At 46.4% G+C, this 11,194-nt stretch carries 6 protein-coding genes; all 6 read left to right on the top strand.

Annotation, left to right across the window (positions count from 1 at the left end; all coding sequences use genetic code 11):
- The first annotated feature begins 14 nt into the window (after nt 1–14).
- The 6 genes from ACFVS2_RS06060 to ACFVS2_RS06035 all read left to right on the top strand — a co-directional run bounded on the left by ACFVS2_RS06060 (nt 15) and on the right by ACFVS2_RS06035 (nt 11,126).
- Complete coding sequence (locus ACFVS2_RS06060; RefSeq protein WP_390232186.1) at nt 15–4,739, top strand: amino acid adenylation domain-containing protein; 4,725 nt, start codon at nt 15–17, stop codon at nt 4,737–4,739.
- Between the two features lie 136 nt (nt 4,740–4,875).
- On the top strand, nt 4,876–6,153 hold the full coding sequence (locus ACFVS2_RS06055; RefSeq protein ID WP_390232183.1) for an MFS transporter: 1,278 nt from the start codon (nt 4,876–4,878) through the stop codon (nt 6,151–6,153).
- Between the two features lie 91 nt (nt 6,154–6,244).
- A complete protein-coding gene (locus tag ACFVS2_RS06050) occupies nt 6,245–7,450 on the top strand; it encodes an efflux RND transporter periplasmic adaptor subunit (protein WP_390232436.1) in 1,206 nt (401 codons plus the stop codon).
- Between the two features lie 3 nt (nt 7,451–7,453).
- On the top strand, nt 7,454–10,495 hold the full coding sequence (locus ACFVS2_RS06045; protein WP_390232180.1) for an efflux RND transporter permease subunit: 3,042 nt from the start codon (nt 7,454–7,456) through the stop codon (nt 10,493–10,495).
- A gap of 135 nt (nt 10,496–10,630) precedes the next feature.
- Entirely contained in the window at nt 10,631–10,813 is a 183-nt protein-coding gene (locus ACFVS2_RS06040) for a hypothetical protein (RefSeq protein WP_390232433.1), read from the top strand.
- Between the two features lie 109 nt (nt 10,814–10,922).
- Complete coding sequence (locus ACFVS2_RS06035; protein ID WP_026043127.1) at nt 10,923–11,126, top strand: hypothetical protein; 204 nt, start codon at nt 10,923–10,925, stop codon at nt 11,124–11,126.
- Nucleotides 11,127–11,194: the final 68 nt, after the last annotated feature.

Here is an 11,194-nt window from a genome sequence, read left to right as displayed (position 1 = left end):
GATGGTGATGAGGTTTGAATGGTGTTCAGATAAAAAATATATACCGCTTGACACCTATGCAAGAAGGCATGCTGTATCACTTTATCCTTCATCCTGAATCAGAGGTTCACTTCGAACAAACGGTGATTACGATGGAGGAGTCGTTGCGGCTTGATCTCCTTGATCAGAGCTTTCACGACCTCGTCGAAAGATTCGATATCCTGCGAACAGTCTTTCACTATAAAGAAAGTAAAAAGCCTCTGCAAATCGTGCTGAAGCAAAGAGAAGCAGCTATTCAGATTGAGGACATCTCTGACCTGACTCAGGAAGAACAAGAAGCATTTGTGGAGCAATTTCTTGTAAGGGATCGGAGCAAGAGATTTGATTTGGAGAAAGATCTGTTGTTTCGGATTACCGTTATGAAATTGAGTGAATCAAAATACAAGATGGTGTGGAGCTTCCACCATATTATTATGGATGGCTGGTGCTTGGGGATTGTCGCCAAAGACTTTTTCCATATCTATCGCTCTTATCTTCAAAATAAGAAGGCTGAGTTGGCTCCACCGTATTCGTTCAGTAGCTATGTCACTTGGCTTGGCAAGCAAAACAAACAAGAGGGACTCTCGTTCTGGCGAGATAGTCTGGACGGATTTGATCAGCAATCTCCTTTACCGGTTGAATATATTTCAACCGGTAAAGGGTACCAACGAGAAGCGATTGTGTTTCGCATTGATCAGGAAACGACTGCGCGTTTGGAGCAGATAGCGAGATCAAATGATGTGACACTGAGCATCGTCTTTCATTCCCTCTGGGGGTTGTTGTTGCAACGATACAATTATGCCAATGATGTTGTCTTCGGATCAGTCGTTTCGGGTCGTCCCTCTGAGCTCGTTGGCGTGGAAGAAATGGTTGGATTGTTTGTCAATACGATCCCAATGCGAATTCGCAGTGAAGGCAAACAGACATTTTCGGAGCTACTTCGGCAGGTGCAACAATTCTCCACAGCCACAAGCAGCTACCAATACTTGTCTCTGGCCGATATTCAGTCCGAAACCGCATTAAAACAAAACCTGATTCAGCATCTCATGGTCTTTGAAAACTATCCATTGACGGAGGAGGCATTCGACGAAGATGGAAAAGGCGGTTTATTCGGAATCACGGATGTCCAAGGATATGAGCAAACCAGCTACGACTTCAACTTGTGCATTATTCCTGGAAAGGAATTAGAAATTCACTTTATTTATAATGCACTTGCTTACAGCGATGCCTACCTGCAAAGAGTGCAAGCGCACTTGAATCAGTTGATTCAAAGTGTCGTCCGCAATCCCGACCAGCCGCTTGCAAAAATGCAAATGGTCACGGACGAGGAGCAGGCTCTCATTCTGCAACAATGGAATGACACGGAGATGGTGGTTGATCAAACGCTAACCATTGACCAGCTTTTTAAGGAACAGGTCAAAAAGGGACCGCATCACATTGCCGTGGTCGATCAGGAAGGCACCTACACGTATCAGGAATTAGATGACAAATCCGATGCGCTGGCCCACGTGCTGCGTGAGAAAGGGGTACAACCAGGGAGCATTGTTGCTGTAATGGTGGAGCGCTCTACTGCTTACAGTCTCGCCATCTTGGCCGTTTTAAAAGCGGGCGGTGCCTTTCTCCCAATCAGTACCGACCATCCGAGTGAACGGATCAGCTATATGATCGAAGATAGCGGGGCCAGCATTGTTTTGGTCCATGATCCGACTGTAGCGTATGCAGAGCGTATTCTCCCTGCAGCAACGTTGATCAATCTTGATGATAGGAGCGTATACAACGGCGTTACATCTGATGTACAGACCCTTCATCGTTCCAGTGACCTTGCCTACGTCATTTATACATCCGGGTCAACGGGGAAGCCAAAGGGGGTAAGGCTACACCACGTCGGAATCGCCAACCTCCAACAGTTTTTCATTAACGATCTCGGTATCACCCAAAAGGACAAGGTGTTGCAGTTTGCCAGCATCTCCTTTGATGCCTCTGTCTGGGAGTTTACGATGGGGGTATTGACGGGGGCGAGATTGGTTATTGTTTCAAAGGATGTCGTACTCGATCCGCAGGCTTTTAGTGAGTATATGCTGCGGCATGAAGTAACAGTCGCGACACTTCCGCCTACCTTTGTGACGTATTTGGAGCCGGAAAATTTCCCGAAATTGAAAACGTTAATCACCGCAGGTTCCGCAGCAAACTGGGAGCTTGTCCATAAATGGAGCGCGCATTGCCGATACATCAACGCATACGGTCCAACCGAAACAACCATTTGTGCAACGACTTGGACGTTTGAAGGGCAAGAGAAGCTGCCGCAGCAAGTGCCAATCGGAAAGCCCATTGCCAACACAAAAGTATACGTGTTAGATGCGCATGGTCATTTGCAGCCCCAGGGAATTCCTGGTGAGTTGGCAATCGCGGGTATTAGTGTCGCTGATGGCTACATCAATCGCGAGGAATTGACGAACGAGAAATTTGTGGCAGATCCGTTTATTGCCGGTTCGAGGCTCTACAAGACGGGAGATATGGTGAAATGGCTTGCGGATGGAAGTCTGGAATATTTGGGGCGAATGGACAACCAGGTCAAGATACGTGGTTTTCGTATCGAGCTTGATGAGGTTGAAAACGTGATCCTATCCCAGGCAGGAGTGAAGGAAGCGGTCGTGTTGGCCAAAAAAGAACAGGGAGGAGATGCGTGCCTGATCGCTTATCTGGTCTGGGAGCAGCCTGAGTGGAACAGAGATTTGCGTCAGGAGCTTTTGGCCACCCTTCCGGCCTATATGGTACCAACGTATATCCACGTCCTTGAGAGAATGCCTGTAACACCGAATGGAAAAATAGATCGAAAAGCATTGCCTGAGCCTGTCATGATCCGGGAGGCGAGTAAGCAACTGAATCCACCTGTTACAGAGCAGGAGATTAGGTTGGCAGAAATCTGGAAAGAAGTGCTCGACCTACAGGAAATCAGTGTGGATGACCATTTTTATAATCTAGGCGGGCACTCTATCAAAGCGATCCAACTGGTAGCGCGACTTCATAAGGAAGGCATAGAAGTGAAGATTCAAACGATCTTCCAATACGATACAGTCAGAGCACTAGCAGGATATTTAGATACAGTAAACCGGATTCGCACCACAAAAGCGCAAGATAAAAAAGAGCTGGAAACCTTGATCTACGATCATTTTCAAGTACGAAGCAACTATGTAGAGGTGCCCTTCGGCAGCAAGCACCGAGCTATTCTGTACGTGGAGGAAAATGCGCGGGACAAACAACAAGAAATACTGTCCTTATTACGTAGGTCTTGTGATCCTGCGATTCAGCCGCATGCCATTCAATATCTGAATCTCTCGCAAAAAGCAGGGGAAAAAGAGAGGAATCATTTCCAAGAGGCTACACTTGATGAGAAGGAAACCCTGTTATGGCAGGAGCGCATCGTCAACGACCTCGATCAGAAGCTACTTCGTTATTCGGAGGCAATCGTCAATCAGCAGACTTTTATCAGACAGCCGCTGTCACCTTCACAGCGCTATCATGTACAGGAAAAGGACATTTCTGGAACAGTGATTCGCTTTGAGCGGATGATCGATCCTAAGACACTGGAAAAAGCCTTCCTCTACGTCCTGGAACGGCATCATTTACTGCGATGCACGTTGGCTTTTGAGGAAGAAGAGCTGTATTGGAAAGAATATCCTTGCCCTCGTGAAATTGCGCTCCCTGTTGTTGATGTATCGGGTGAATCAGATGACAGAAAAGAAGCGGTGCGCCATCTTTTGCTGAGCGAATATTTTTACAAGCAGCATGATTCGATCGGATCTTTGTCATACAAAGTGATCTTGCTGAAAGAGAGCGAGAAAGAGTACTCGTTCATATTCCCGGCATCGCATCTCATTTTTGATTTGATCAGCAGTGAAGTTCTGCAAAACGATATGAACCTGTATTACGAAGCGTTGGAAAATGGCACAGACCTCTCGAAACATGATCGGAATACGTATTGGGACTTTGTCCGGCAAATTACTAGAGGTCCAGTCGGAATCGAAGATCAGCAACTCATGGAGGAATTCGATCTTCACGCATTTGAAAATAGTCTTCTGTCCATAGAAAGACAGCTCGAATCTTCATCCGCTTTGGACGGCTACACGATTGTTACCTGCGAAGTGGATATGGACAACCCGCAGGAGACAGAAAATGCGCGGATTTCGATTGCTCTTCTAGCCAGATTTTGCGAAAGAAGTTATGGAGTCCACAAGGCACCCGTCTTCCTCATGAACTTCGGCAGATCCTTTATGGGGAACCATTACTTCGATGTGCTTGGCGAGTGCATCGATCATATTCCGCTTCATATTGATCCGGCGTGGAGTCTGGATGAGTTGGAAACGCATGTAAAGGTTCGGTTGGATCTCGCAAAGGAGAGGAACATCCATTTCACCAATCTCGTGCAAAATCCTGACGTAACCGAAAACTATCCTCTTTCCCATCATTCACTCATCCGATCCATGCAGATGACACCTATTATTTGCAACTTTCTGGGTGAGCAGAACAAGAGTCAACCAAGTGAATACGATTACCTGTTTATAAAAGGCAAGAAGCGTATTCTCTTTGAGGCTTCCTATACATCCACGGGCAAAATGACTATTTTTATGGCGTTGCCATATCGCGAGGATGAAAGGAAGCTGCGAGTGATCTTAGAGGAGGAAGCGAAAAAATTGATAGGGATGTCTCTAGTCATACGCTAAGAGTCGCCTAGGCATCGTATTGGAAATCGGCAGATGGATTCCGCTCTATTCCGGGTTTATTGTCCGTGGGGTGTAGCGGGATCATCTTGCCGAAATAAATCGTCACCTAGAGGGATTACTATTCAGGGAGGTTAAGATGGGCAACCAATCATACGGATTAAATATTTTTCTCTTTTCTTTTACTCGTTTCATTACAGAATTAGGTAGCGGTGTCTATAAATTTGCTCTTGCCCTGTACATTGCGGATGTGACGGGTTCTTCCGCTGCATTTGCAACTGTTTTGGGCTTTTCGTACTTGCCAGGGGTGCTGATTAATATTTTTGCAGGCGCCTATATTGATAGACACAACAAGAAAACAATCATGGTTGTCACCGAGCTGCTAAGCGGTGCGCTCGTTCTCTTGTTTTTACTGTTTTTCCTTCAATTTCCCACGAATCTATGGCTGTTTGTCGGATACGCCTTCGTGATCAGTACCATTCAGGCCTTTACGTATCTCGCTTTGCAAGCATCCATTCCTGAGCTGGTAGACGAAGAAAGAGTAGGAAGTATGAACTCTATTTATCAAGCGATCAGTGCCATTCTCAATGTAGCGGGTCCTTTGGTAGGGGCGGTTGCCTATGGGTTAGTCGGGATGGAAATGATTTTGCTGATTGATGGCCTTTCTTTTATCGGAGCAGGGATCATGCAGATGTTCCTCCGTTTCCGCAAGACCGAGGTTGTACAGGAGACAACGCAAAGCTATATAGAAACAATCAAGGAAGTCTTCCAATATATTCGTGAACAGGTCGTCATCAAGTACTTGTTCCTGATTTTCCTTGTGCTCAACTTTATTTTCCCTCCGCTCATGTATGTAGGGCTGCTGCATATTGCCTATCGAGTCGAAAAAGTATCGATGGAGCAATTCTCCTTTATTCAGTCCTCCTGGTTTATCGGGATCATTATCGGAGCGGCTATTGTCTCTATGAAAAAGGTGAGCAAATACGTTGAGAATAAAATCTTCCTTTTGATTCAAGTGCAAGGGATTCTCTTGATGACGTGGGTATTTCCGATTTTTGTTCCGGAAACGAGTAACGCCTCGTGGATCATTACAGGCGTGTTTGTCGGGATTTTATTGGTCTCCGCCATCTTCAACTCCATGGGGAACATCCCGATCTTTACCTTTGTTCAATTGAACACGCCTGAGCATTTGCGTGCCAGCATGTTTGGTGTGGTCGGGACTTTTACCGGAGTGGCCGTACCGTTTGGGATCTGGTTGTACGGTATTTTACTGGAAGCCGTTTATTGGCCGTATCTCTTGTTGGCCTCAGGTGCCGTCATTTTCGTGATCGCTTTGATTGCTCATCTGAACAAACAAGTGAGTCAATACTTTAAGAAAAAAGAAGAACAGGTGGTTGCGACAGACAAGTCTGCTTGAGCAAGGTCACAATAACGAGAGAGAGAATATGATGTCAGCTTCATTCAAAAAGACAATGACAAAACTACTTGGAGGACTCTACGTGAAGAGTATGCACTATGTCGTTTTGACCGTTGTACTGATGTTCATCACGGGGTGTGGAGTGGAAACGAAACAGGAAACGGAGCAAACCAAACAAAAGATCGTGCAGGTGCACACCGTAAAACAGACAGATTCCTTGCCGATACCACTTACTGCTTTCGTTGAATACAAACAGGAGAGCCATTTAGCCTTTGGGGCTTCTGGTACGATTGAACGAATGAACGTAACAAAAGGGGCAAAGGTGACACAGGGCCAGGTATTAAGTTCATTAAATACGAACTATTATCAAAAAGGGCTGGAAGCGGCACAAAGCCAGGTTCAAAGCGCATCTGCGTTGCGTTCAAAAACGTTGCAAGGAGCAAGCGCCGATCTCATCAGCAAACAACGCTTGGCAGTGGACAGCCAGGAAAAGCGCATGAAGGATGCGCAACGGAAATGGGAGACAGCCCAAGAGCTGTTTAAGGGCGGCGCTATTTCGCAGAGTGAGCTGGACAGTGCACAGTCGGAAAAAGAGCAAAACGAGATTTCGCTACAAGAGGCGCGAATTACGTTGGATAAGTTGCTAGAGGGTGCGGAAGTCAACGAGATTGCCAGTGCAGATGCCGATTTGAAACAAGCGGCCAGAGAAGTAGAGCTCGCAAAGAAAACCCTTCAAGAAACGCAACTCGTCGCGCCATTTAGCGGAACGGTCATCGATGTGACCCAAAAGGCAGGTAGTCTTGCCCAGCCAGGTGAAAGTATCATTCACCTGGTTGATAGCTCGGATGTGAAGCTCAAGGTCGATGTCCCATTGGATGTGATGGAAAACTACAAGCAAGGGGACACGGTGCCTGTGGCAGTGGAGGGAAAGGGCAAAAGTAAAGGGACCATTACATTTATCTCACCTGTACTTAACCAGGAAACGGGAAAGTATCTTGTAGAGATAGCTGTTTCCAATAAAGACAACGTGTTGATCGAGGGGATGGTCGCGACTGTAGAGATGGCACGTAAAGTGAACGGAATGCTCGTTCCCGTCCAAAGCGTGGGCATTAAGGAAACACAGCGCTTCGTCATGGTTGTCGAGAATGGTGTAATCAAGAGACGCGACGTGCAAGTGGGACAAATTGTTGGAAATAACGTCGAGATTCTATCGGGCCTTCAGTCAGGTAATCAAATCCTAATCTCCGGCATAACGTACTACGCCGAAGGAGAAGTCGTTACGGTGAAAGGGGAGTAACCGATGGACAAGGTCATTCTCTTTTTGCTGAAACGAAAAGTGATCCTCTATTTGTGCACATTCCTCATCGTGCTTACCGGAATCGGTGCTCTCTTTTCCTTCAACGTGGAGCTTGTACCGAAAACGAATTTGCCTTGGATTGAAGTGAATATTTCAGGAGGAGCGCTGCCGCCTGAAGAGATGGTGGAAAAGGTCACGAAAAAAATAGAGCAGGAATTGAAATCTGTGGCTGGGATTAAAAGTTTCTCATCGAAAACAGGGACGGGGTTTTCTGGCATCTCGATCCTTGCAGAAGATGGGGAAGGTGAAAAGGTCAAGCAAGAGACACAAAATATTGTGAATCGGCTGCGCAACGAGTTTCCCAAAGTAGTAGATACCGTAACAGTCACTCAAACGAATTTGGGTGATGAGGACTTAATCGACTACGCAATGGTGGGTGCCGATACACAGACCATGCTCACCTTGCTGAAGACGACCATTAAGGATCGAATAGAATCCGTCCCGGGTGTGAAGGAAGTGGTCGTATCTGAGGACGGTTTTGAAAATAAGGTTGCGATAACATTTCGTCCTGAACGGCTTACTGCCTATCGAACGACAGCAGCGGATGTGGTTGGTCAGCTACAGGGTGCCAATTGGAAAAAAGCTGTGGGGATATTGGAAAATCCCGGGTTCGACACCGTTGTGATGATTGACAACAGTGTGAAAAATGTAGAAGAATTCAAAGCCATTTTGATCAAGACACCCAAGGGCAAGGTTGCACTCGAACAATTGGCAACGGTGAGTGACTTGCGTGGAAGCGTGAAGGACGCTATTTCCATGACAGAAGGAAACCTCTTTGTGCAAATCAGTGTGAAGCGCGCTGCGGGGAGTGACCTGATCACTACACAGAAAAAAGTCGAGGAAGTTGTGAGGCAAATTAATGATGAGGCGGGCGGAAACTACGAGCTGAGAGTCATGTTTGAATCCGTCTCCTTCATTAAAAAAGCGATCACCAATTTGAGTCGAGATGTTGTCATCGGGGGAATATTGGCAATCCTCGTACTCTGGGTATTCCTGCGAAATTGGCGTGTGACGATGGTCATTGCAACGACGCTGCCTCTCTCCATCCTGATGACATTCATCGCTCTAAAAGCTGCCGGATACAACATTGACATGGTGGTATTGATATCACTGAGTTTGTCAATCGGATTGATTGTTGATGCCGCGATCGTTGTTCTGGAGAGTATTTATCATTTGAGAGAAAAGGGAATGCAGCTGAAACAGGCCATCGTTCAGGGCTCAAAAGAAGTCATAGCACCTGTTTTTGCTTCCCAATTAACCTTGATTATTGTGTTTTTACCGCTTGTGGTCGCGGATTTTGAGCAGTGGTTGAAGCCTATTCTTCATACCATTGCGTTTACCGTTACGTCTACCATTCTTGCGTCTACGATTGCAGCTTTTCTGTTTGTTCCGATTTTTTCCGAGCGTTTTCTTCAACATGATAAACAGTTGCAGACCCGTAGTGAAAAAGGGAAAAATCGGGTTGCTTCTCTCTTTCAGCGATTACTGTTGTTAACCCTTCGTCATCGAATTCTCACATTGCTGGTGGCTCTTGCGGTGTTTGTAGGGGCCTTGAGTCTCTTCCCATTGATTAAAATAGGAAATGGCTTGAATGCCAATGAGAATCAAATTTTTGCCACGCTAACGATGCCCGATGGCACTAGCTTGGAACAGGCGCGAACAGCGGCAGTTGAAGCGGAAAAAGCTTTGAGAGAGTTGTCCGATGTGAATCAAGTCTTTTTTACAGCAAAGAAAGAGACAGTCGAGTTAAATATTACGTTAGTTACCAAATCGCAACGAACGCAAGAGAAAGAAGAATTTATGCAAGAAGTAAACGGTCGCTTGAATGCGATTGACGGTGTGGAACAAACGAGTATGACATTTGGATTCTCAGGTAAATCGGCACCTATTGAGTTGCAGGTAGCGGGCGAAGATTTGGAGGTTTCCCGGTCGATTTCCACAAAGGTAGAAGAAATGCTGGGGAGCATCCCCGGTGTAGTCAATATTCGTAATGACTTTGAAAGAGGGAAAGAAAAAGTAACGCTGACACCGAATCAGGAGGCAATGTCTCAATTACAGGTTGACTCAGAATCATTGGACAGCCAAATCAGCGTGCTGCTTGGGGAGCAGCCCCTTTCCACAATCAGTCAAAATGGCATCGAAACCTCGATTGTTGCCAGATATCCAGAGACATGGGTGACACATCCTGACCAACTCCAGCAGATTATGATACGAACAGGAACAGGTTCACAGGTTCCATTACACGAGCTGGTCGATTTCCATTTCAGCAAATCTCCGATTACGATCAAACATGAAAAAGGAGAACAAATCATCACGGTATCAGCCGAACTGTTGGGTACGGATATTGGTACGGCGGGCAGACAAATAAATGAAAAGCTGGGTACAGTGGAATTGCCCGCTGGATACAAGATCGAGATAGCTGGCGATTTGAAGGAACAGAATAACACCTTTACGCAAGGAATCATCGTCTTGGTAGCGGTCGTCTCCCTCATCTATGTGATTATGGTGGCGCAGTTTGGGAGATTATCTCAGCCGTTTATTATTATGCTGTCGTTGCCTATGGCCTTGGTGGGAGTCATTCTCGGATTCGTGGTCACGCAGCGAACCTTTGGTGAGATGGCGATGATTGGGCTCGTCATGCTGGTAGGAATTGTTGTTTCCAATGCGATTCTGTTAATTGACAGAATCAATCTGCTTCGTTCACGGGGGATGGGGTTGGAAGAAGCGATTGTACAGGGCACGCGAGATCGTGTTCGTCCGGTAATCATGACCAAGCTGACCGCGATACTCGGTATGCTGCCGATGGGACTCGCTGTTGCGGAAGGTGCGGAACTAGAAGCGCCGCTTGCTACCGGGGTCATTGCGGGATTGATTTTCCATACACTCGTAACGCTTGTATTGGTTCCCGTGCTTTATTCGATCTTTGAGGGACTTCGTGAAAAGAGATTAGCTCGAAAAAAAGCGCATCGCATTGCTGATTTGTAAAAAGGGAAACGGGGCACAGCGCTGTTGAACCAGCGTTGTGCCCTCTAACAACTCCCTAGAGCGAATAACTTTTACGACAGGTGGTCTGTCAAGGGTTCAACACAAAGGAGGAGCAATCATGAGCAAAAAGTAGGCATTATTGGCTGCGGTTCCATTGCAAACGAACGGCATGCGTCGGAGTATCACCAGCATCCAAATGTCGAGCTTTTCCTTGTGTATGACCCTAATCCAGATCCTGCGCAGGAGCTGGTTGCAAAGTATGGCTACGCATCTTATCCTTTAAAACAAGCTTCGGACATAAAGGGCCTGCCCTTTTGATTATCGAAGCGGCCATGGAGTCAGCTGAAACGGAAAAAACGATTTCTTCACAACAAAATATTGGATGATTGCCTTGTTGCTTGGTCACACTAAGGTGGGAGGTGTAACCATGGAACGAACCATTCAGGTCAATGGTGAGGATTATCATTTCGAGTCAACGTATGATGGGGATTCACAGTATAATGTACAAGTGCGATGCGGCAAGAAAGTGGTATCGAGTTTCAAAATCTCGGCCGGATCGGAAAGTGAAGTGTTTGAGGCTGCTCGTGCTCATTTTAGTGCGGACAAGGAATTGGGCAATCTAAATGGATAGAGAATGGTCTCGGAACGCAGCTTGCGAATGCAGGGCTGCGGTTTTTTCTTGCGTAAAAGGAAATCTCA

Origin of the sequence: Brevibacillus sp. NPDC058079 (assembly GCF_042885155.1) — a bacterium.
In the GTDB taxonomy this organism is placed as follows: Bacteria; Bacillota; Bacilli; order Brevibacillales; family Brevibacillaceae; genus Brevibacillus.
The sequence above is the reverse complement of the archived record's forward strand: the minus strand, read 5'-3'. Positions and strand labels throughout refer to the sequence as shown.

Excerpts from the sequence above, each read along its gene's own strand:
- ACFVS2_RS06050 (WP_390232436.1), top strand. The coding sequence starts at position 6,245 with ATGCACTATGTCGTTTTGACCGTTGTACTGATGTTCATCACGGGGTGT.
- ACFVS2_RS06045 (WP_390232180.1), top strand. The coding sequence starts at position 7,454 with ATGGACAAGGTCATTCTCTTTTTGCTGAAACGAAAAGTGATCCTCTAT.
- ACFVS2_RS06035 (WP_026043127.1), top strand. The coding sequence starts at position 10,923 with ATGGAACGAACCATTCAGGTCAATGGTGAGGATTATCATTTCGAGTCA.
- ACFVS2_RS06055 (WP_390232183.1), top strand. The coding sequence starts at position 4,876 with ATGGGCAACCAATCATACGGATTAAATATTTTTCTCTTTTCTTTTACT.